The following is a 24,260-nucleotide window of genomic DNA, read 5'->3' as shown; positions in this document are numbered from 1 at the left end:
TAGCGCGGGGAAATTCTTCGTTAGCAATAGAACCTAACTGTACGCATGACCTTTCTGGGCGATTCGTGACCAATGCGTTCAATGGGGCCAATGGGGTGAGGGCTCAAATATCAACTGTCGCTTGTAGTTTGACAATAAAGCCAAGAATGATGAATCCGCATTCGATTTTTTCGCATGCGTAACTGAAAATCAGAGACATGCACGAAAATCCACCCTTTTCCGGAAACTCATCCGATTAGACCATTCGATGTTTCGTGACGTTTTCGAGACGTTATCCCAGGTCTCATTACCGCACCTTTACCCACATTTTGCCTTTGCCGAAAATTGATGTCGGCGAATGTTAATCGGGAGTAATGTTCCGATTTGTCGACGGGGCGACAGCTCTCCAGGGGGGCTTCTTGGCTTGATCTTGCGCGGGGTCGTGGAATTCTTCGTCCCGTGGTCTGCGGGGTCCGCTCGGGTCGTCCCGCCTCGGACGAGTGCGATCTATACGAACGCATGGAGGCCAAGTGACCATCTCCGACAAGGACCTCGTACACCCGTCCGCGCATGCCGCGACGACCCAGCCCACAACCGACGGCCGTTCGCCGAAACCGGTCGGCGCCGACGCCCCGACGAGACCGGAGTCCGGCGTCGACTCGCTGCCGCTGTCCGCCGCGCAACGTGGGATCTGGTTCGCGCAGCACCTCGCCGGGGATCTGCCGATCTCGGTGGCGCAGTACGTCGACATCGACGGCGAGCTGGACACCGAGTTGCTGGCAAGGGTCTGCCGGATCACCGGGCGGGAGTTCGGATCGGGGCACCTCCGTCTGATCGTCGTCGACGGCGCACCACGGCAGTACGTGGCCGAGCAGGGCGGCCCGGTGAGCACCGTGGACCTGCGGGACGAGGCCGATGCGATCGCCTCGGCTCATCGGCTGATGCTGCTCGACTACACGAGACCGCTCGATCTGCTCGCGGATCACCTGATGACGAGCATCGTCTACCGAGTCGGGGACGAGCACTACATCTGGTATCTCCGTGCCCACCACATCGCGCTCGACGGGTTCGCCGCCGTGACGATGGTCCGGCGGATCACCGAGTTGTACAACGCTGCCGTTCGCGGCGACGCGGCCCCGCCGTCGAAGGCGAGCGACATCGCCGACATCATCGCCCAGGATGCGTCGTATCCGGGGTCGACCCGTCACGACAACGACCGGAAGTACTGGAGCGAACACCTCGAGGGCGCCCCACCGGTCGTCACGCTGGCCGGGCGGCACGGCAAGCCGACGCTGCACCCGATCCTGGTGAGCGCGCCGATACCCGAGGACACGGCTCGACTCCTCGACGTCGCCGCGCACGAGGGAGGCGGCGTCACCCCGGTGATCGTCGCGGCCTTCGCCGCGTACCTCGCGCGGATGACCGGAAGTGCCGAGGTGCTCCTCAGTCTGCCGGTGTCGGGCAGGCACTCGGCCGTGCTGCGCAGGTCGGGCGGCATGGTGGCGAACGTGGTGCCGCTGCGCGTGCCCGTCGCCGGCCGCACCCTCGGCGACGTGGTGACCTCCGTGCAGGGCGAGCTCCTGAGCGCCCTGCGCCGCCAGCGGTACCGCCAGGAGGACATCTTCGCCGACATGGGGATGGCGCGCGACGAGTCGGCGGCGTTCGGGCCCGCGGTGAACCTCATGATGGTCGACAGCGAGGTCGTCCTGGGCGAGGTCACCGGGCGGTTGCATGTGTTGACCTCCGGTCCGACGTCCGATCTGTTCGTCAACATCTACCCGGGCGCGGGTAAGAGCAGCACGCACATCGACCTGCAGGGCAATCCGAACATCTACAGCCCCGACGAGCTCACCGCGCACCACCGTCGGTTCCTGATGTTCCTGCACGAGTTCCTCGGCGGGGCGCCCGACGACCACGTGGGACGACTCCCGCTGCTCGACGAGCAGGAGCGCGCGACGTTGCTCCCCGTCCGGGGCGCCCAGGCCGCCCGGCCACGGCTGCTGGCCGAGATACTCGCCGACACCGTTGCGCGCCATAATGATTCGATTGCGGTCTGCGCTCCGGGGCGATCGATGACCTATCGCGAACTGGATGCCGCCTCGTCGCGACTCGCGCATCGCCTGCTGGCCGCCGGCTGTGCGCCGGAGGAGTCGGTCGCCGTCCTGTTGCGGCGATCCCTGGACACCGTCGTGGCCGTCTGGGCGGTGGCGAAGACCGGGGCCGCGATCGTTCAGGTGGATCCCGAGTACCCGCGCAAGCGGATCGAGCACATCTTCGCCGACAGCGGCGCCCGGGCCGCGATCACCGTCGACGAGTTCGCCGATCGCGTCCCGCCGGCAGCAATCCGGATCGACGTCGGTGACCTCGCGCAGGGCGACGGCGCCGACGACCTGGGCGCAGGTGCCCGCACCGACGGCGCGGTGCGTGCGCGGCTCGAGAACGTGGCGTACCTGACCTACACATCCGGCTCGACCGGTGTGCCGAAGGGTGTGCAGGTCACCCACTCGGGCCTGGCGAGTCTCATCGCCGACCGGACCGACGCGTACGGGCTCGGGCCCGAGTCGCGGGTGTCCTATGCGCTGTCCCCGAGCTTCGACGCGTCGATGGAACAGCTCCTGACCTGCTTCGCGACCGGAGCCGCACTGGTGATCGTGCCTCCGGAGATCATCGGCGGCGACCGACTCACCCGGTTGCTGGCCGACGAGCGCGTGACCCACCTGACCCTGACGCCCGCGATGCTGGCGACCGTCGAACCGGAGCCGCTGACCCGGCTGCAGACGGTCGTCGTCGGCGGCGACAGGTGCGCGCCGCACGTCGTCGAACGCTGGACGCGGTCGGCGACGATGATCAACGAGTACGGACCGACCGAGTCGACGATCACGGCCTCGAGTTCGGTTGTCGAGCCCACCGGGAACGTCACCGTGGGCGGCCCCATCCGTGGGACATCGGTGATGGTCCTCGACCACGCGCTGGAGCCGGTGCCGATGGGGACCGCGGGCGAGCTGTACCTCGCCGGCCCCGGGCTGGCGCGCGGCTACGCGCACCTGTCCGGTCAGACCGCGGCTCGATTCGTGGCCCATCCGTACGGCGCGCCCGGCGCTCGTATGTACCGGACCGGCGATCTCGCCCGCTGGGTGGGACCGTCGGCATCTCCGAGACTGGAGTTGTTGGGCCGCACCGACTTCCAGCTGAAGATCCGCGGCTACCGGATCGAGCCCGGCGAGATCGATGCCGCCCTCACCGGCCACGTCGCGGTGGACCAGTCCGTCACCGTGCCCGCACGCAACCACGCCGGCACGACCGTCCTGGCCTCGTACGTGGTGCCGGCCGCGGGTGAGCGGGCCGAGCCGGCGGAGCTGGAGCGTTTCGCGCGCGAATGTCTGCCGCCGCACCTGGTCCCGGCTGTGATCACGACTCTCGACGCCCTTCCGCTGAACTCGTTCGGCAAGGTCGACCGGCGGGCCCTGCCCGCACCCGTGTTCGCCTCCGCGCGGTCTGGCCGGCCGCCGTCCACTCCCCGGGAATACCAACTGGCGCAGCTCTTCTCCGAAGTCCTGGGAGTGGCGGAGGTGGGTGCCGACGACAGCTTCTTCGTCCTCGGCGGGGACAGCATCCTGTCGATCCAGCTCGTGGCACGGGCGAAGACGAACGGACTGTCGTTCACCACCCAGGACGTGTTCGAGCACAAGACCGTCGCCGCCCTCGCCGCGATGGCGTCCGACGTCGCCGACGACACCGGACTGGGCGAGCTGCCCGGCGGTGCCATCGGGTCCCTACCGCTGTCGCCGATCATGCACGCGATGCTCGAACGCGGTCCCATCGACCGGTTCGGCCAGGCGGCGCTCGTCGAACTCCCGCCCGCCGACGAACGCGACGAACTGGTGCGCACGCTCAGCGCCGTCCTGGATCGGCACGACATTCTCCGGGCCGCGCTGGTCGACGATCTCGCCGACCAGCCGCACGTGGTGGTCCGCCCGCCCGGCACGATCGACGCCGGCGAGGCGCTGGAGCACGTGTGGCTGGAACGACGCGACGCCGACGAGGTCGACCGGCACCTCCAGGCCGCCGCCGACCGGCTGGACCCGCGGGCCGGTGAGCTGGTGAGGTTCGTCTGGATGCAGGATCGGGACCGCACCGTCCCCGACCTGATGTGGCTCGTCATCCACCATCTGGCCGTCGACGGGGTCTCCTGGCGGATCATCCTCGCCGACCTGGCGATGGCCTCGCACCACGTCCGAGAGGGTAGAGCTCCGCGTTTCGGTCCGCCGACCACGTCGGTGCGGCGCTGGGTCCACGGCCTGGTGGAGAAGGCCCCCGCGCGCACCACGGCCGAACTCGATCGGTGGACAGAGGTCATGGCGCCGGACGACCGGTTGCTCGGTCGTCGCGCGCTCGACCCGGATCGCGACATCGTCGCCACCGCCGGCCGTCTGCGGATGCGGATTCCGGCGGACGTGACCGAGGCGGTGCTCACCACCATCCCGGCGCGCTTCCACGGGAGTGCCAACGATGCCCTGCTCGCGGCTCTGGCCCTGGCGCTCGCGCAGTGGCGACGCCGGCGCGGGCAGGACGACGGCAGTGAACTGATCGCACTCGAAGGTCACGGCCGTGAAGAGGCCGCGGTACCCGGTGCGGACCTCACCTCGACGGTCGGTTGGTTCACCTCACGCTTTCCCGTCCGGCTCGAGCTGCACGGCGTCGACGTCGAGGACGCCCTGACCGGTGGCGAGGCCGCGGGGCGGGCGATCAAACAGGTCAAGGAACAGCTGCGCGCGGCACCCGATCACGGCGTCGGATACGGCATGGTCCGATACCTCGATCCGATCGGTCGCGACCGGCTCGGCAGCCGGCCCGAACCCCAGATCAGCCTCAATTACCTGGGCCGGATGGGGACCGGCGACCACACCGGTCCCTGGATGCCGGCACGCGGCTTCGACGCGCTGGCCGGGACCGGTGACCCCTGGATGGCCCTGCCCGCCGTCATCGACATCAATGCGATCGCCGAACAGGGTCCGGCCGGCCTCGAACTCGATGCCGGGTGGGACTACGCATCCCTGGTGCTCGACCGGGTCGACGTCGAGGAGCTCGCGGACCTGTGGGTGCAAGCGCTCAAGGGCCTCGCCCAGCACGTGCGTTCCGGGACAGCCGGCGGGCACACGCCGTCGGACTTCCCGCTGGTCTCGGCCACCCAGGCGGAGGTGGACGGATGGACCCGGGCCCACCCCTCGATCGTCGACGTGTGGCCGCTGACCGCGCTGCAGTCCGGACTGCTGTTCCACGCCACCTACGACGACGCCGCCGACGGCTACACGGTGCAGGCCGAACTGCGGCTGGGCGGGCACCTGCGACCAGAACGGATGCGGCGTGCGGCGCAGGCGCTGATCGACCGGCACGACAGTCTCCGCGTCGCGTTCGTCGAGACGGGCGCCGGGCCGCGCCAGATCCTCCTCGACGACGTGTCCGTCGACTGGTCGGACTCCGACCTCACCGGCATCGCCGACACCGGCGACCGGGACCGCGCACTGCGCGGACTCATCGCCGAGTCGGCCGCTCCGTTCGACCTGGCCCGTCCGCCCCTGCTGCGTTTCCGGCTGGTCCGGACGGGCAGCGGCGAGACCGCGGACGCCGACGAGTACCTGCTCTCGATCACCAACCATCACATCGTGCTCGACGGGTGGTCGATGCCCGTGCTCATCTCCGAGCTGTTGGGCCTGTACCTCACCGACGGCGACGAGAAGGGAGACACCGGTCTACCGGCGCCCCGGACCTTCCGGGACTACCTGCAGTGGCTGCACACCCGCGACCACGACGCGACGACGCGCGCGTGGCAGGAGACCCTCGCCGGGATCGAGAGCCCGACGCGGCTCACCGGTGTCCCGGAACGCGGCGCCACCGGCGAGGTCGGCGAGACCGGCCTCGAACTCGACATCGCGACGACGGAGGCGATCGCGGGACTCGGACGTGCCCACGGCGTCACCGCCAACACCTCGATCCAGGTGGCCTGGGCGTTGCTGCTCTCGATCATGACCGGACGGTCCGACGTCGTGTTCGGTAACACGGTGTCCGATCGTCCCGCCTCCATCCCGGGCATCGAGCAGATGATCGGACTGTTCATCAACACCCTCCCGGTACGAATCCGGCTCGACCCGGACGAGCGCGTGGTCGACCTGCTCACGCGGGCGCAGTCCGAGCAGGCGGCGATGCTCGACCACCGTGACATCGGTCTGGCCGAGCTGCAGCGGGTGACCGGGGTGGCCGACATGTTCGACACCGCGACCGTGCTGGAGTCCTACCCCGTCGATCCCGACGAGATCAACCGCATGCTCGCCGACGCGGGGCTGCGCTGGAACGGCCTGACCGCGCACGACGCGACCCCGTATCCGGTCAGCCTCCAGGTCACACCGCCCCGGCCCGGCCGAGCCGACCATTCGGCCACCGATCGGTCCGGCACCTATGAACTGGTGCTGAAATACGCCGTCGACCGCCTCGACCGGGAGTCCGCCGACGTGCTGCTCGAGCGGTTCGTGCTGCTGCTGCGGCAGATCGCCGCCGAACCGGGCCGCAAGGTCGCCGGGCTGGCCTCGTGCTGGGACACCGAACGCAGCGCACTGTGCCCGATCGAGGGCCCGCCCGCGGTGTCGGCCCGCGTGCTCCGGGACATCCTCGCGGAGACCGCCCGGCTGTACCCCGAGGCGCCTGCGGTACGGGCCGACGGCGCCACCATGACCTACCGCGAACTGGAACGCCGCGGCGATCGGCTGGCGGGTGAACTCGCCGCTCGTGGCGTCGGTCCGGAAACCGCAGTGGCGCTCGCGGTCCCGCGATCGGCCGCCCTCATCGTGGCGATCTGGGCGGTCGCGCGGACCGGAGCTGCCTTCGTCGCCGTCGACCCGGGAAACCCGGCGTACCGCATCGCCGAGCTGCTCACCGACGCGAGATCCACCATCGGGGTGACCGTCGACGCCGTCGTCCCGAACCTCCCGGACACCGTCGAGTGGCTGACCCTGGTCGGCCCCGGCACGCTTCCGCTGGGGGAGGGCGTCGCGTTCTCGGACCGGCCGGACCGCTCGCGCCCGCTCCGGCCCGCCAATGCGGCCTACCTCATCTTCACGTCCGGTTCCACCGGCCGGCCCAAGGCCGTCCACATCACCCACCGCGGTCTCGCCGACCGGGTCGTCGAGTACGCGGAATCGTTCGCCGTGCAACCGGATTCGACGATCCTGCAGGTCGCGTCGCCAGGTTTCGACGCCTGCGTCTCGGAAGTACTGGTCGCGCACAGCGCCGGCGCGTGCCTGGTCGTCGCGCCGCCGGAGGTCTACGGCGGGTCCGAGCTCGAGGACCTGTTGCGGACCGAGCGGGTCTCGCACGCGATCATCACGCCGACCGTGCTCAACACGATGGACCCGTCCCGCCTGCCGGCACTGCGGATCATCGCGGTGGTCGGCGAGGCGACGGGCGCGGACATCGTGAACCGGTGGTCGCCGGGGCGTCGTCTGATGAACCACTACGGACCCACCGAGACCACGATCTGGGCGACCGGGGCCAACGATCTCCGGCCCGGTGAGCCGGTCACGATCGGAGAGCCGATCCGGGGTGTGTCGGCGTTCGTGCTCGACACCTGGTTGCGCCCGGTGCCCGTCGGGGTGGTCGGCGAACTCTATCTCGGCGGCCCCGGCCTCGCCCGCGGCTACTTCGACCGCCCGGGCGTCAGCGCCACACGATTCGTGGCGGATCCCGTCCGCGGTTCCGGCGAACGCCTGTACCGCACCGGCGATGCGGTGCGGTGGGTACGCGCGGAGGGCGCTCTCCGACTGGAGTACCTGGGGCGCAACGACCATCAGGTGAAGATCCACGGCCTGCGGATCGAGACCGGGGACATCGATGCCCACCTCGCGCGCAACGCCGGTGTCGCCCAGACGGCCACGGTGCTCCAGCGCGGACCGGGGGGTCGACCGGCGATCGTGTCCTACGTCGTGGGCACGCCCGACGAGACGATGGATGTGCACGCACTGCACGACGAACTCGCGAACACATTGCCGCACTACATGGTTCCCGCGGCGATCGTCGAACTGGAGTCGATGCCCGTCACCCGATCCGGGAAGGTCGACACGAAAGCACTGCGGCAGTGCGACTTCCGGGCTGAGAGCAGCGGCGGACGGCCGCCGGAGACGGCCGCCGAGCGGATCATCGCCGCCCTGTTCGCCGAGGTGCTGCAGCTCGACGACGTCACCGCCGACGACAACTTCTTCACGCTCGGCGGTGACAGCATCGTCTCGATGCAGCTGGTCGCGTCGGCGAAGGCCGCCGGCCTGTCCATCACCCCGCGCGCGGTCTTCGAGGCGAAGACCGTGGCCGCACTCGCCGCCGTCGCGACCGGGACCGACGGTGTCCGGCGCTCGAGCGGTAGCGCGGAAGCCCCGGCCGCCGAGTCGGCCGCGCACCTGGAGGAGTTGCCGGACATCGACCTCGACGGCCTCCGGCACCGCTTCCCGCGGCTCGCGGATGTGTGGCCGCTGTCGCCGACACAGTCGGGTATCCACTTCCATTCGACGCTCGATCCCGACGTCGTGGACGACTACACCGTGCAGTCGACCATCGCCCTGTCCGGTCCGGTCGACGCGGACCTGCTGCGCCGCGCGGCGCAGGCTCTCGTGGATCGGCACGACATCTTGCGTACGGCGTTCGTCCCGACGTCGCAGGGTCCCCGGCAGATCGTCGTCGGCGGCGTCGAGGTGCGTTTCCGGGCCGTCGACCTCGCCGGCGGGGACCGGGGAGCGGCCCGCCGGATCGCGGCCGACGACGCCGCCGCGGGTTTCGACCTCGCCGAGCCGTCGCTGATCCGTTTCACCCTCGTGCAGCTCGACCGCGATCGCTTCGCACTCCACGTCACCAATCACCACGTGATCCTCGACGGCTGGTCGATGCCTCTGCTGCTCGGCGAACTCCTGCAGTACTACGGCGATCCCGCGCAGATCGGCGCGGCCGGACCGGCGGCGTCGTACCGGGACTACCTCTCGTGGCTCGCCGATCAGGATCACGACGCCTCGGCGGCCGCGTGGGCGCGGGCCTACGCCGACGTCGACGGCCCCACCCGGGTGACCCGTCGCGGTGCCGCGACCACCGGGGTCGCCGCCGGCGAGATCACGGCCGAACTCCCCGGGCAGGAGTATGCGCGCCTGCGGTCGGCGGCCGCGGAGTCCGCCGTGACGGTCGGCACCGCGTTGTCGGCGGCATGGGCGCTCGTCCTGCGAACCCTCACCGGTGACACGGATGTGGTCCTGGGCTCCGCGGTGGCCGGACGACCACCGGAGCTGCCCGGCGTCGATCGGGCGCTGGGCATGTTCCTCAACACGGTGCCGATCCGCGTCCGTCTCGATCCATCGATGTCGTTGCGTGAGTTGCTGGTACACGTGCAGGACACGAATGCACTGGTCCTCGACCACCACTACGTCGGACTCCCGGCCATCCACCGCGCGGTGGGCAGGCCGGACCTGTTCGACACCGCGCTGGCCTTCCAGTCGTTCCCGCTGCGCGAGGACGTGCTGCAACAGCTGGTCGCCTCGGCCGGACTGCACGTCGACGGCATCACCGGACTCGACGCCACGCCCTACCCGCTGAGCGTCGTCGTGGCGCCGAAGGTCGACGGTGGCGAGGGAGAACCGGGACTCGGGATCACGGTGCGGTTCCACCGGGACGAGTTCGACGAGAGCCGTGCGCGTGAGATCGTGGACCACTTCGTCGAATGCCTGGCCCGAATCGCCGACGAGCCGGGCTCACGGCTCGGCGACCTCCGCCCGGCCGGGCACGAGGCAGGCGCCGGCCGGATCGACGAGATGCCGCAACCGGCGACCCTTCTCGACATTCTCACCGCCGCGGCCGCGCACGACCCGGATGCGAGCGCGGTGACGTGCGGTGAGCGGTCGATGTCGTACCGGCAGCTGACCGACGAGTCCGACCGGGTGGCCCGGCAGATCCTGCGCCGTGCGGAGGGGCGCGTGGTGGCGTGCGCCCTGCCGCGGTCGGTCGAGGCGGTCATCGCGATCTGGGCCGCGGCGAAGGCGGGGGTGCCGTTCCTGCCGCTGGACCCGAACCTGCCCGCCGAACGCATCGAGTTCGTGCTCGCCGATTCTCGTGCCGGCCTGGGGATCACGGTCGGCGCGTGCCGGGCGGGACTGCCCGACAGCGTCGACTGGATCGTCCTCGACGATCCGCGGGCCGACGCGAGCGTCTCGGACCCCTCCTCCGGCCCGGTCACCGACGCCGAACGGGGCGGCCCGATCCGGATCGGGGACAACGCCTACGTGATCTACACCTCGGGGTCCACGGGCACACCGAAGGGTGTGGTCGTCTCCCACCGTGGACTCGCGCATGTCGTCGAGGCCCAGCGTGCGGTCCTCGGCGTCGATCCCTCGTCGACGGTGCTCCAGGTGGCTTCACCGAGCTTCGACGCCTTCGTGTTCGAGCTGCTGATGGCGCACGGTTCCGGGGGACGGCTGGTCGTGTCGCCGCCGGAGGTCTACGGTGGCCCCGACCTCGCGAACCTGGTACGGCGAGAGAAGATCTCACACGCGGTATTGACCCCGTCGGCTCTGGCCACGGTGCCGGCCGACGGTCTCGACGCCCTGCGCGTGCTGGCGACCGCGGGTGAACCGGTCGGCCCCGAGCTGGTCGCCCGCTGGGCTGGTGGACGCCGGATGGTCAACCTCTACGGACCGACCGAAGCCACCATCTGGGCCACCGCGAGCACGCCGTTGCGCGTGGGCGAACCGATCACGATCGGAACCGCGGTGGGGCCTGTCGGCACGTTGGTGCTCGACTCGTGGCTGCGCCCGGTCCCGCAGGGCGTCGTCGGCGAGTTGTACCTCGTGGGACCCGGACTGGCCGACAGCTACGTCGGCCGCGCCGCGACGACCGCCGCGCGATTCGTGCCCTGCCCGGCCGATGGGCCCGGTACCCGGATGTACCGGACGGGTGATCTCGTCCGGATCTCCCGTGCCGGTGAACTGGAGTATCTGGGACGCAACGACTTCCAGGTGAAGGTGCGTGGCACTCGGGTCGAGGTCGCCGAGATAGACGCACGCCTCGGGTCTCGCGACGGCGTCGCGTACGCCGTGACCGTCCCACACGGGGGGAGCGGAACGCCGCAGTGTCTGGTGTCGTACGTGACCGCCGCCCCGGGGGTGTCGCTGTCCGGTGCCGAGCTTCGCAGGTCGCTCGAGCAGACGCTGCCCGCCTACATGGTTCCGGCCGCGGTCGTCGTACTGGACGAGATCCCACTCACCCCGACCGGCAAGCTGGATCGGCGCCGACTCCCCGAACCGGTCTTCGCCGCACGGGAATTCCGCGCGCCGTCCAACCGCGTCGAGGCCACGGTCGCCACCGTCTTCGGCGAGGTCCTCGGGATTCGGCGAGTAGGCGCCGACGACGACTTCTTCACCCTGGGCGGCGACTCGCTGAGCGCATCCGTGGTGACCGCGCGGCTGGGGGCGGAGCTCGGGGTCCGGATCCCGCTGCGATCGGTCTTCGAGGCGCCCGGCGTCGCGGCCCTGGCGGAGCTCGCCGCATCGTCGGTCGGCGCCCGGCGCACCCCCTTGACGGCTGCCGTTCGTCCGGAGCGCATCCCGTTGTCGCTGGCGCAGCAGCGGATGTGGTTCCTCAACCGGATGGAGCCCGAGTCGCCGGCCTACAACATCCCGGTGGTCCTCGAGCTGACGGGACACGTGGACCTCTCGGCACTCGAGCAGGCACTGGGGGACGTGGTGGGGCGGCACGAGGTACTGCGGACGATCTATCCCGAGACCGACGGCGAGCCATGCCAACTCATCCTCGACGAGGCCCCGGTGATCCTGGAGTCGGTCCGGGCGTCTGTCGCCGAGGTCGAGGACGTCGTCGTCGGATTCGTCCGTCGCGGCTTCGACGTGACCGCGTCGGTGCCGATGCGGGTGGCAGTGGTCGCGGTCGATCCGGACGGAGCCGGAACGGTCCCGGGGTCGCGGGCCGACGGGCGTTTCCTGCTGGTGCTCGTGGTCCATCACATCGCCGGGGACGGGCAGTCCATGGCGCCGCTGGCGCGAGATGTGATGACCGCCTACACCGCCCGGCTCGCCGGAGGCGAACCGTCCTGGGAGCCACTGGCGATCCAATACGCCGACTACGCCCTGTGGCAGCGAGAGGTTCTCGGCCGCAACGACGATCCGGACTCGCTGATGCGCAGCCAGCTCGACTTCTGGCGGTCGGCCATGGCCGACGCCCCCGACGTGCTCGATCTGCCCACCGACCGGCCGCGTCCGCCGGTGGCGACACTCGCCGGCGGGCAGGTGCCGGTCGCGATCGACGCCCGCCTGCACGGTCAGCTCCTCGCTCTGGCGCGCGCTCACGGCGCGTCGCTGTTCATGGTCCTGCATGCCGCGCTCGCGACGGTCCTCGGCCGGCTGAGCGGCGGGGACGACGTCGTGATCGGCACACCCGTTGCCGGGCGCGGCGAACCGGGCCTGGAACCGATCGTCGGCATGTTCGTGAACACCCTCGCGCTCCGTACCGATCTCGACGCCGCGGAGTCGTTCGCCGGATTGCTCGACCGCGTCCGCGATGTCGACCTGGACACCTTCGAGCACTCCGACGTACCGTTCGAGCGGATCGTCTCCGAACTCAATCCGCAACGGTCCACCGCTCACCATCCGCTGTTCCAGGTCGCCCTCGCGTTCCAGAACCTGTCCGGCGTCGACCTCGAACTACCGGACCTGCGCGTGTCCCGTGCGCAGGCGGACACCGGCATCTGCCAGTTCGACCTCCAGCTGGTGCTCGCCGAGTCGTACACGGACACCGGAGCGGCGCAGGGGATCTCCGGAACGATGATGTTCGCCCGCGATCTCTTCGACCCCGCGACCGTGGCGGTCTTCGTCCGCCGCCTGCAGCTCGTTCTCGATGCGATCGTCACCGACGCGTCGACCCCCGTCGGCGACATCGACTGGCTCGGTGGCACCGAGCGCGCCGAACTGCTGTCGGTCGTCGGATCGGGTGCGGTGACCGAGCCCAGGCTGCTGCCGGAGGTCTTCGCGAACGCCGTCGAGATCGATCCCGACGGTGCGGCGGTGATCGCCGGCGACGTCGAGCTGTCCTACGGTGACCTCGATCGCCGATCGAATCGTCTTGCTCGGCAGCTGATCCGGAGCGGAGCTGCACCGGAGCGGCCGGTGGTGGTGGCCGTCGAGCGGTCGGTCGACTCACTGGTGGCCTGGTGGGCCGTCGTGAAGTCGGGTGCCCCCTACGTTCCGGTCGATCCGCACTACCCGGCTGCACGCATCGAGCAGATGGTGTCCGATTCCGCTGCGTCACTGGGGATCACGACAGGCCAATCGCGGCCGGCGTTGTCCGGCGCGGTCGACTGGGTGGTCCTCGACGATCCCGTGACCACCACAGCGGTCGACGAACAGTCGTCCTCGCCGATCGAACAGTCCGATCGGGTGTGCCCGGTCCGACCCGCGAACACCGCGTGGGTCGTCTTCACATCCGGTTCGACCGGCGTGCCGAAGGGTGTCGCCGTCTCGCATGCCGGCGTCGCGGACTACCTCGCTACGCTGCACGCCGACCGATCCGGCGGAACAGCCCCGCGGGTCCTGCATTTCGCCTCCCCGTCCTTCGATGCGTCGCTGCTGGAGATCCTGCTGGCCGTGAGCGCCGCGGGCACGCTGGTGGTGGCACCCACCGGGATGCGGGGCGGTCGGGAACTGGCCGAGTTCCTCCGCCACCACCGCGTCTCCCACGCATTCGTCACCCCGGCCGCGCTGGCCTCGGTGGACCCGGACGGGCTCGACGACCTGCGGGTCGTCCTGTCGGGAGGTGACGAGGTGCCGACCGATCTGGTGAGCCGGTGGGTGGGTACCGATCCGGCCGGCGCCAGGCAGTTCCGCGTGCTGTACGGCCCCACCGAGACGACCATCGTGGCCACCGCGACGGCTCCGATTCGGGTGGGGGAACGTTCGTCGATCGGGTCGGCGGTCGCCGGAATGCAGACACTCGTGCTCGACCCGCGCCTGCACCCGGTGCCGGACGGGGTCGCCGGAGAGCTCTACCTCTCCGGACCCGCGCTGGCACGCGGTTATCTGAACCGCCCGGGGGTGTCGGCGGCCCGGTTCGTCGCCCACCCCGCCGGCCGTGCGGGAGAACGCGTGTACCGGACGGGTGACATCGTCCGCCGGAACTCTGCGGGACGACTGGAATTTCTGGGACGCAACGACTTCCAGGTGAAGGTGCATGGTTTCCGGGTCGAACTCGGGGAGATCGACGCGGCGCTGGCCGACCGGGCCGCGGTGGCCTTCGCCGTCACCGTTCCGCGGCACGACCCCGGTATCGGCATGCGCCTGGTGTCCTACGTGGTGCCCGCGCCGGGCGTCGCCCTCGTCGGCGAGAAGTTGCGTGCCGGGCTCGGCGAGGTCCTGCCGTCGTACATGGTTCCGGCCGCGGTCGTGGTCCTCGACGAGATCCCGCTGACGCCGAGCGGGAAACTCGACCGGCGTGCCCTACCCGCACCCGTCGTCACCACCAGGAGCTTCCGTGCGCCGGCCACGCCGGTCGAGGAGATCGTCGCGGGAGTGTTCGCCGACGTCCTGTCCGTCGGCGCCGCGGTGGGTGCCGACGACGACTTCTTCGACCTCGGTGGGAACAGCCTCGCCGCCACCCGCGTGGTGGCGAGAATCGGTGCGGCGCTCGACACCACGATCCCGGTCGCGATGCTCTTCGAGGCGTCCACGGTGACGCGGCTGGCGGCGCGCGCGGAATCCCACGCGGACACCGGACGCGTCGGCCTGGTGGCGCACACTCGTCCGGAACGGGTCCCGCTGTCCTACGCCCAGCAGCGCATGTGGTTCCTGAACCGGATCGAACCCGAGTCGCCCGCGTACAGCATCCCGATCGTGGTGCGGCTGTCCGGCAGCCTCGATGTCGACGCGCTCCACCGGGCGATCGGCGACGTCGTCGACCGCCACGAGATCCTGCGTACCGTGTATCCCTTCGCCGAGGGGGAGCCGGCCCAGGTGATCCTCCCGGCCGAGGCCGACGTCGTCCCGATGGAGGTCACCCGGCTCGCCGAACACGAGGTGGACCAGGCGATCTCGGATCTGATCGGGACACCGTTCGATCTGACCGCCCAGGCGCCGACGCGCATCGTGCTCTTCGAGCTCGGCGGCGACGAATGGGTGCTCGCCGTCGTCCTGCACCACATCGGCGGAGACGGGTCGTCGTTGACGCCGCTCGCGCGGGACATCATGACGGCCTACGTCGCGCGTACGCAGGGGGAGGCGCCCGGATGGGAGCCGCTGCCGGTGCAGTATGCCGACTACGCGATCTGGCAACGCGCCGTCCTGGGTTCCGAGTCGGACCCGGACTCGTTGCTGCGCGCGCAGATCGACTATTGGGCGGAGCAGTTGGCCGACACACCACCGCTCCTCGAACTGCCCACCGACCGGCCGCGCCCGGCCACGCAGTCCTACGCCGGGGGCTCGGTCGGCCTCACCGTCGACGCCGATCTGCACGCCGGGCTCCAGCGGGTTGCCCGCGCGCACAACACGACCCTGTTCATGGTCTTCCACGCCGCGCTGGCGGCTGTGCTCGCCCGGCTCGCCGCGACCGACGACGTCGCCATCGGCACCCCGTACGCCGGACGCGGGGAACGCGAGCTCGACGAACTGATCGGCATGTTCGTCAATACCCTCGTCCTCCGCACGAGGGTGCGCAGCGGGATGTCGTTCGGCGAGTTGATAGACGACGTGCGCGTCACCGACCTCGCGGCGTTCGGTCACGCCGACGTCCCCTTCGAGCGGCTCGTCTCCGAACTCAACCCCGTCCGCTCCGACGCCCACAACCCCCTGTTCCAGGTGATGCTGGCGTTCCAGAACATCTCCACCACCGACATCGAACTACCCGAACTGTCGGTGCGGGCTGTCGAACCGGACACCGGACTGGCCCTGTTCGACCTGCAGGTGACGGTGGCCGACACCTACGACGCGAACGGCGCGCCGGCCGGCATCACCGGCGGGGTCACCTTCGCGGCCGACCTCTTCGACGCCTCGACCGTGGAGCGGTTCGTCGAGCGGCTGGTGGGGATGCTCGAGGCCGTGGCGACCGACGTCGATCGTCCCGTCCACGACGTCGAGTTGCTCGACGACGCCGAACGGTATGCGGCGCTGGAGGGTCCGAACGCGACGTCGCACGACGTGAACTCCGCCGAAACCCTGGCCTCGATGTTCGCCGCAGCCGCTCTCGCACACGCCGATGACATCGCGGTGGTCTCCGGGACGGTCTCGCAGAGCTATGCGGAGTTCTCCGGGCGAGTGAATCGGCTGGCCCGCTGGATGATCGCGCGGGGAGTGGGTCCGGACGCGCTGGTCGCTCTTCGCATGCGGCGCTCGCTCGACCAGCTCACCGCGATGTACGCGGTGCACGCCGCGGGCGGTGGCTATGTGCCGATCGACCCGGATCATCCCACCGAGCGGATCGACTACATGATCGAGTGCGCCGAGCCCGTGCTGGTGCTGTCCTCACTCGACGCCGTCGACCTGTCGGAGTTCGACGACTCGCCGGTGACCGACGACGCCCGGATCACACCGCTGAACCCGGATGCCCTCGCCTACGTGCTGTTCACCTCCGGTTCCACGGGAAGGCCCAAAGGTGTTGCCGTGTCGCACCGTTCGGTGGTCAACCAGGTGCGCTGGATCTGTGCCGAGTACGGCCTCGACCGGGCGGACGTGGTGTTGCAGAAGACCCCTGCGACGTTCGACGTGTCGGTGTGGGAACTGTTCGCGACACTGGCGGTGGGTGCCCGGCTGGTCATCGCGCGACCGGATGGCCACACCGATCCGCGATACCTGGCCGAGGTCATGTCCGCCCATCGGGTCACCGTCACGTCGTTCGTGCCGTCGATGCTGGCGGTGTTCGCCGATGCCCTGCCCGTCGGCTCGGTGACGTCGCTGCGGGCACTGCTCGTGGCCGGTGAGGCATTCGGGCCCGACGTGGTGGACGCCGCCCGCCGCGCGCTGCCGGGGGTGGAGCTGCACAACCTCTACGGGCCGACGGAGTTCACGGTGCACGCGACCGCCTCCGCGGTGGGGACGGCCGACGACGGTGCGGTGCCGATGGGGGCGCCGGTGTGGAATGCCCGCGCCTACGTGCTGGATTCGCGGATGCGGCCGGTGCCGGTGGGTGTGACCGGAGACCTGTATCTGTCCGGTACGCAGGTGGCGCGCGGCTATCACGGACGTCCCGGCCTGACCGCCGATCGGTTCGTGGCCGATCCGTTCGCCGCCGGCGCCCGGATGTACCGCACCGGTGACCTGGTGCGTCGTCGCCGGAGCGGTGAGCTGGAGTACCTGGGACGCAGCGACTTCCAGGTCAAGCTCCGCGGATTGCGCATCGAACTCGGCGAGATCGAGGCGGTGTTCGCCGCGCATCCGGATGTTGCCCGTGCGGCGGGCGCGGTCACCTCCACCGACGCGGTCGACTATCTCACCGTCTATCTGGTGCCGTCCGGGCCGAACCGCGGCGATGCGAGGGGTTCGCTGAACACCGCCGAGGTCACCGCATTCGCCTCGGCAGCGCTTCCGGGATACATGATCCCCACGGCGGTGATGGTGCTCGACTCGCTGCCGCTCACCGCCTCGGGCAAGCTCGACCGGGCTCGGCTGCCGCAGCCGCCGCGCGACGCCTCCGGGTTCCGCGCACCGTCGTCGTGGCTGGAGACCGAGATCGCGCGGACATTCGAGCACGTGCTCGGCGTGCCCAGAGTCGGGGCCGATGACGACTTCTACGCCCTCGGCGGCAACTCGCTGAGATCGGTGCAGGTGGTCAACGATCTCGAGACCGAGCTGCACGTGGAGATCCCGATCCGGTGGATGCTCTCCGATTCGAGTCCGGCCGACCTCGCCCGGCGGATCGAGGCCGGGACAGGCACCGGGTTCGACCCCGAACACGACTCCGCGGCCGGGCCCGGTGGCCCCGGGTCGCGCAGTGTGGGACTCGACGTGCTGCTCCCGATCCGCCCGGACGGCGACCAGCCGCCGCTGTTCTGCATCCATCCCGCGTCGGGACTGGCCTGGTGCTACCAGACGCTGAGCCGACACATCCCGACCGGCCGGCCGGTCTACGGCCTGCAGGCGCCGCAGATCGGTGGTGAGGTGCCCGGTCCCACGACGATGTCCGACATCGCGCGCAGGTACTTCGACGAGATCCGGGCGGTACAGGCCGACGGGCCGTATCACCTGCTGGGCTGGTCGTTGGGAGGTGTGATCGCCCACGCGGTGGCCGCCGAGATGCGCGCGGCCGGTCACGAGGTCGCGCTGCTGGCGATGCTCGACACGGAGGCCGACGGCGTCGACACGTCGGCGATCACCGCCGTCACAGCGGGCGAACTGATCAGCAACCTCGGACCGGTGCTCGGCATCGACTTCGTGAGTTCGGACGCGACCGCCGAACGCGCCGCCGAGCAGATCGCCGAGCGTCTCGGAGACGGATTCGGCATCGATGCCGCGACGATCGAGCGGCTGACCGACGCCTACAACCTGTTGATCCGTGCGACCGGTGAGTGGCACCCGCCGGTCGTCGATGCCGACGTGCTCTACTTCACCGCCGTGCGCGATCGACGACCGGATGCGGTGGGTGCCAACGGGTGGGGTCGCCACATCCGGGGAAGCATCACGAATGTCGACGTGGACTCCCACCACCTGGGGATGACCGAGAACGAGGCGATCGTGCAGATCGCCGCCGTGCTCGACGAGCACCTGACGCCCGAAAGTGCCACGCGGAAGGCCGGTTCGGGGTTAGCGTTTTCTCACGATGATCGGTTCACCATCAAGAAATGAGGTCGTCCATGGACAAGATCGGCAAATCCGGCGCACACCGGTGCCCACGTCCGCGCGGTCGCCGCCCGGCCGGCGCCCTGCTCGGCTGCGCCTTGGCCGCATCGCTCACGGTGACGGTTCCGGCCCTCGCCCAGGCGGCCTCGCCCGGTGTCGCCCTGCCCGTCCCGCTGATACCCACGACATCGACTCCAGGGGAACAAGCGCTGTCCGGCAACGCCTTCCGGATCGCGCACGTCGACGCCGCGTTGGTGCCGGACGCCGCCCCGGTCGTGGTCGGTCAGTGGCCGGATTCGGGTGCGGCCGTCGGATCGCCGGCTCCGAGGCACCTGCGGCCGCTGGGTCAGGTGGTGGTGCCGGTCGCCGCAGCCGATGCCGGAGACCGGGTCCGGGTCGGCAACCTGGACATGACCCGTCCGGGCGCAATGTCGCCGCAATTGGCGGCGCAGATCTCGGCGGGTTCCGGTGAAATCGTCCAGGGAATCTCGGATGTGTTGCGCAGCAACGGTGTTCCGGCCGATCGAGCGGACCGGGTGGCCGAGCAGATGGTCGGCGACGCGGCGGTCGGCGGGGTCATCGGTGCAGGCGTGGCAGCGCCCCTCGCCCTCGCGGTCGGTGGCGTTGTGGGTGCCCCACTGGGTCTGATCCTCACATTGCCGTTGTGGCCCACCGGACTCGTCGTCGGGCCGTTGGTGGGGACGGCCGTGGTCGCCACCCTCGTCGCGCTGCCCGCGGTCGCCGCCGGTGTCGCGATCGGCGCCGCGCACGGCTACGACAAGGGTTGGAAGGTACCGATCAGCGGACCGCGGCACCTGCGCCCAGACGCCGGGGAGGTGGCGACCGAACGGTCCGTCGTCCCGCATCAGGCCAAGCACGCCGCATCCGCGCCGGTCGTCGTCCCGGAGGTCGCCGCACCCGTCGTCCGGCAGGTGTCCCCGACTCCCGCCGTCAAGCGGGTGGAGCCCATGGGGTCTGCCGGGAGTGGTCCGGCGGACTGCTCGATCGTGCGCAAGATGGAGGTGGCGCTGCGGGGAGGCGTGATCGGGACCTGCTAGTCGTCGAGCCTCCCGGGATTCCGTAGTGACAATGCGCGCCAGATACGCACTGCTGCTACAGAATCCGCGAGATTGCGTCGATCACGGTCTCGGCGAGACCGGCGGCGGTGTGCTCGCCGAGTTCGCCGCGCTGCTCGTCGGCGCGCATCATGATGACGGACTCCACCAGCCGGAAGGGGAGCAGCGTGCGCTTGTCGGTGTCGTCGCCGAGCGCCGCACCCGCCAGTGCGGCATACGAATCGGCCAATTCCTTTCGAGCCGAGCGGAATTCGACGAATCGCTGATCGGCGACCTCGGGTAGGAGATAGAGCGCACCGAGGTTCCAGCGCGACTGCGCCAGCTGATCGATGTCGAATCGCGCGAGTTCGAGGAGTCGCGCCCGGGCGGGTTCGTCGCCGTCGAGGAGCCCCCGCGCGCGTTCGAGGGAGGCGACCACGGTCGTCTCCAGCAGCGTCGCGAGGATGTCGTCCTTGGTGCCGAAGTAGTGGTACATCGACGCCTGTCGGATGCCCACCGCCTCGGCGATCATCCGCGTCGACGTCCCGGTGTACCCGTGGCGGGTGAACAATTCTGCGGCGGCGTCGAGGATCTCCTCGCGAGCGGTCTGCCCGCGTCGCCGGGCCGGTACCAGGCGCGGTCGGCCGCGACCGATCGGAGTCGGGGGCGCGCTCGAGCCGGTGGGCATGCTCGTCTCCTCAGTGCGGTCGGGGCGATTTCTCGACCCTAGCCGACGAATCGCGTGCTTCTGCCGCGCGTGAACCCGCAGGTCGGGAAGCCCAGGGCGTGTAACGAGGACGTAACCGGAGTTTTCACGACCGGAACATTTCTGTCAATCGATAGAAATCAGCGAGGGCTTACCTATCAGGTGACAGGAAACAGTGCCTGACTCACACCGTGCTCAACGTGGAGCTTCTTCTCCGAAAGGAAGACCGCGCATGACCTCCACCCCCGAAGTGGCTCCCGCGACGCCCTCCTCGCCCGCCGGCGTCCCGGACGCCGACGCCCATGACCTCTCGGCACTCGGCTACGACCAGCAACTCCACCGTTCGCTCGGCAAGTTCGCGTCCTTCGCCGCCGGGTTCTCCTTCGTCTCCATCCTGACCACCATCTTCCAGCTGTTCGGCCTGGGGTTCGGCTTCGGCGGCCCGGCCTTCTTCTGGACCTGGCCGATCGTCTACGCCGGCCAGTTCCTGGTCGCCCTGTGCTTCGCCGAAATCGCTGCGCGGTACCCGATCTCGGGTGCGATCTACCAGTGGTCGCGGCGCATGGGCGGCGAGGTCGTCGGCTGGTTCGGCGGCTGGTTCATGATGATCGCGCAGATCGTCACCGCGGCCGCGGCCGCGATCGCCCTGCAGGTCGTCCTGCCGTCGATCTGGATCGGCTTCCAGATCATCGGCGACGACCCGACCCTCACCACCACGAGCGGCGCGGCGAACGCGGTCCTGCTCGGCTCGGTCCTGCTCGTCATCGTGACCGCGATCAACTGTGTCGGTGTCCGGTGGATGAGCCGCGTCAACAGCATCGGTGTCGTCTGTGAACTCGTCGGCGTCGTGGCGGTCATCCTGGCACTGTTCACCCATGCGCAGCGCGGCCCCGACGTCGTCTTCGACACCGGCGTTCCCGGTCAGCAACCCGGCTACATCTGGGCGTTCATCGTCTCCGGACTCATGGCCGCCTACGTCATGGTCGGGTTCGGGTCGGCAGGCGAACTGGCCGAGGAGACCCGGGACCCGCGCCGCGTCGCACCCCGCACCATCCGGATGGCGCTGACCGTCTCGGCCATCGGCGGCGGGCTGATGCTGCTCGGCACCCTCATGGCGGCCCCGACCCTCGACGAGCAACTCGCGACCGGCGGACTGCCCTACGTGCTCGACTCGGTTCTCGGGAGCTTCTGGGGCAAGGTCCTGCTCTGCGACGTCGCAATCGCGATCTTCATCTGCACCCTCGCGATCCAGACCGCCTGCTCGCGGCTGATGTTCTCGATGGCGCGCGACGGCCGGCTCCCGTTCTCGGCGCAGCTGTCCCACGTCAACAGCCGCACCGGGACACCGATCCTGCCATCGATCCTCATCGGTGTGCTGTGCATCGGCATCCTGCTGGTCAACGTCGGCAACTCCGCGATCTTCGCGACCCTCGCCAGCGTGTGCATCATCCTCATCTACCTCGCCTACCTGGCCGTCACCGGTCCGATGCTCTACCGGCGGTTCCAGGGCTGGCCGCATCGCGGCGGGGACACCCCGGCCGTCGACGCCGGTGGACGAAAGTTGTTCAGCCTCGGCCGTTTCGGAATCGTGGTGAACGCCCTGGCGGTGCTCTACGGCGCCCTGATGGTGATCAATCTGGCGTGGCCGCGGGCCGAGGTCTTCGACCCCTCCGGTGAGATGCCGATCCTGCGCTGGGCCGGCCCCATCTGCATCGTGGCGACCGTCCTCGTCGGGATCGCCTGCTACCCGCGCGGCAAGGAGCATCCGCGACCGGTGAGCACCCGCCTGTCCGCGTAATCCAGGTCGCGACCCTTCGAGGCTCGCTTCGCTCGCACCTCAGGGAGCAGGGAGTTGGTTGCTTCGCTCGCACCTCAGGGAGCAGGGAGTTGGTTGCTTCGCTCGCACCTCAGGGAGCAGGGAGTTGGTCGCTTCGCTCGCACCTCAGGGAGCAGGGAGTTGGTCGCTTCGCTCGCACCTCACGGAGCTGATTATTCCGAGGAGCGCAGCCGCAGCCCTCTGATCCCTGAGGTGCGAGGAGCGCAAGCGACGAGCCTCGAAGGGGCACCCCGAACACCCACTACGACAAAGGAGTTCCCATGAGCACGATCACCGCTCCCGGTACCGGGACCACCTCCGGTGCCCGCGAACACGCCCGCTCCCAGGCCGGCGCGATCACCGACAGCATGCCGGTGGTGCCGGCATCGGCCTGGCCGAACCCGCCTGCCGACGTGCCGGCCGCATCGTTGACCTGGGCGGAGACCGTTCCCGGCGGCCGGTACACCAGCAAGGTCCTGGCACGGGGGACCCGGCTGCGGTTCACCGACGTCGCGGGGGCGGCCTGCGCGCACCTGCTGCTGTGGCGCGCCGACGCGCCGTGGGAGCGTCTCAACGTCGCCGACACCGTCAAGGTGCCCTGGCAGGCGTATCTGGGTGCGGGGCATCCGCTTCTCAGCGATCAGGGGCGGGTGCTGGCGACCGTCGTCGCCGACGACTCGGGCCACCATGACGCGCTGTGCGGCACCTCGACTCTCGCCGGAAACGCTGCGAAATACGGAGCGGGCGAGGTGCATTCGGCGAGTCCGGCGGGCCGCGAACTGTTCACCCTGGCGGCGGCGAAGCACGGTCTGGCACCCGCGGATGTCGCCCCGTCGTTGTCGTTCTTCCACGGCGTCACCGTCGCCGCCGACGGGTCGCTGCGCTCGACCGGGAGCGCCGGACCCGGCCGGACGGTCGACCTCATCCTGCACCTGCCGTGCACGGTGGCGGTCGTCAACACCGCGCATCCGCTCGACCCGTCGCCCGACTTCGGCACCACCTCCCTGGAAGTGCTTGCGTGGCAGGCGCAGAGCGATCTCGACGCCCTGCTGGCCGACGTCGCCGGCACCGACCCCGAGTACCAGCGCGCCGCCGCCAACTCCGAAGACGTCTGGGCCGCGGCTCATCACTGAGCCGTCCAACAGAGAGGACACCATCGTGACCGAGACAAGCACCGCAGTCATCACCGATTTCACCTCGGCGCCCGCCGCCGAACTCGCCCTCGTCCCCGGCGCCGTCGTCGACGACGCGCAAGTGGGCGAGCGCGCACCGTGGTCGGGTGTCGTCGCCGCCGGCGACGTCCTCACCATCGTCGACCTCCACGGCAACCAGGCCGTCGACACGCTGTTCTACGCGGCCGCCGACACGTCCAGACGGTATTCGGCCCAGGCGACCATCGCCGCGCAGGGCAACATCTTCCTGACCACCGGCAGTGTGATCCGCGACCATGACTCCGCAGCGCTGATGACGATCGTCGCCGACGAGGTCGGCAACCACGACACCCTCGGCGGCGCATGCTCGCAGGAGTCGAACACGCTGCGTTACGGGCACCACACCAAACATCAGCACGCGTGCGTCGAGAACTTCCTCATCGAGGGCAGCCGCCACGCGCTCGGCAAGGCTGACCTCGTCGGCAACGTCAATTTCTTCATGAACGTGCCCGTCGACCCCGACGGCTCGCTGGGGATCGTCGACGGGTTGTCCGCACCTGGTAAGCGTCTGGCGTTGCGTGCCGAGGTCGACACCCTGGTGATCATCTCCAACTGCCCGCAGATCAACAACCCCTGCAACGGATTCGACCCCACCGCGGTCCGGGTCATCGTCACCCGGCCGTTCTGAGAATCCGCTCCCACCGCGCG

Annotated in this window: 6 protein-coding genes; 5 read left to right on the top strand and 1 reads right to left on the bottom strand. The window is 69.8% G+C overall.

Annotated elements, in window-relative coordinates; translation table 11 throughout:
- Positions 1–509: 509 nt before the first annotated feature.
- Positions 510–18,830: an amino acid adenylation domain-containing protein gene (locus AC3B5T_RS01670; protein WP_488358161.1), complete on the top strand. Its 18,321-nt coding sequence runs from the start codon at positions 510–512 to the stop codon at positions 18,828–18,830.
- A complete protein-coding gene (locus tag AC3B5T_RS01665; RefSeq protein ID WP_488358160.1) occupies positions 18,827–19,882 on the top strand; it encodes a hypothetical protein in 1,056 nt (351 codons plus the stop codon). Before AC3B5T_RS01670 ends, AC3B5T_RS01665 begins: the two co-directional genes overlap by 4 nt.
- Before the next feature lie 55 nt (positions 19,883–19,937).
- On the opposite strand, the gene AC3B5T_RS01660 is transcribed toward AC3B5T_RS01665, so the two are convergent.
- The gene (locus AC3B5T_RS01660; protein ID WP_488358159.1) at positions 19,938–20,567 is read right to left on the bottom strand and encodes a TetR/AcrR family transcriptional regulator; all 630 of its coding nucleotides are present in this window, start codon (positions 20,565–20,567) and stop codon (positions 19,938–19,940) included.
- Between the two features lie 250 nt (positions 20,568–20,817).
- On the opposite strand from AC3B5T_RS01660, the gene AC3B5T_RS01655 reads away from it, so the two are divergent.
- From AC3B5T_RS01655 to AC3B5T_RS01645, 3 genes are all read left to right on the top strand, one after another.
- Positions 20,818–22,383, top strand: coding sequence for an amino acid permease (locus AC3B5T_RS01655; protein WP_055474355.1), 1,566 nt, complete (start codon positions 20,818–20,820; stop codon positions 22,381–22,383).
- Positions 22,384–22,682: 299 nt separating this feature from the next.
- Positions 22,683–23,534, top strand: a complete 852-nt coding sequence (locus tag AC3B5T_RS01650) for an urea amidolyase associated protein UAAP1 (protein ID WP_488358157.1) — start codon at positions 22,683–22,685, stop codon at positions 23,532–23,534.
- Between the two features lie 25 nt (positions 23,535–23,559).
- Positions 23,560–24,240 (top strand): urea amidolyase associated protein UAAP2, encoded by a 681-nt coding sequence (locus tag AC3B5T_RS01645; RefSeq protein ID WP_488358156.1) that lies wholly within the window; start codon positions 23,560–23,562, stop codon positions 24,238–24,240.
- Positions 24,241–24,260: the final 20 nt, after the last annotated feature.

Source organism: Gordonia sp. G4, assembly GCF_057770005.1.
Note: the sequence above shows the minus strand (reverse complement) of the source record. Positions and strands in the feature narration are given on the sequence as shown.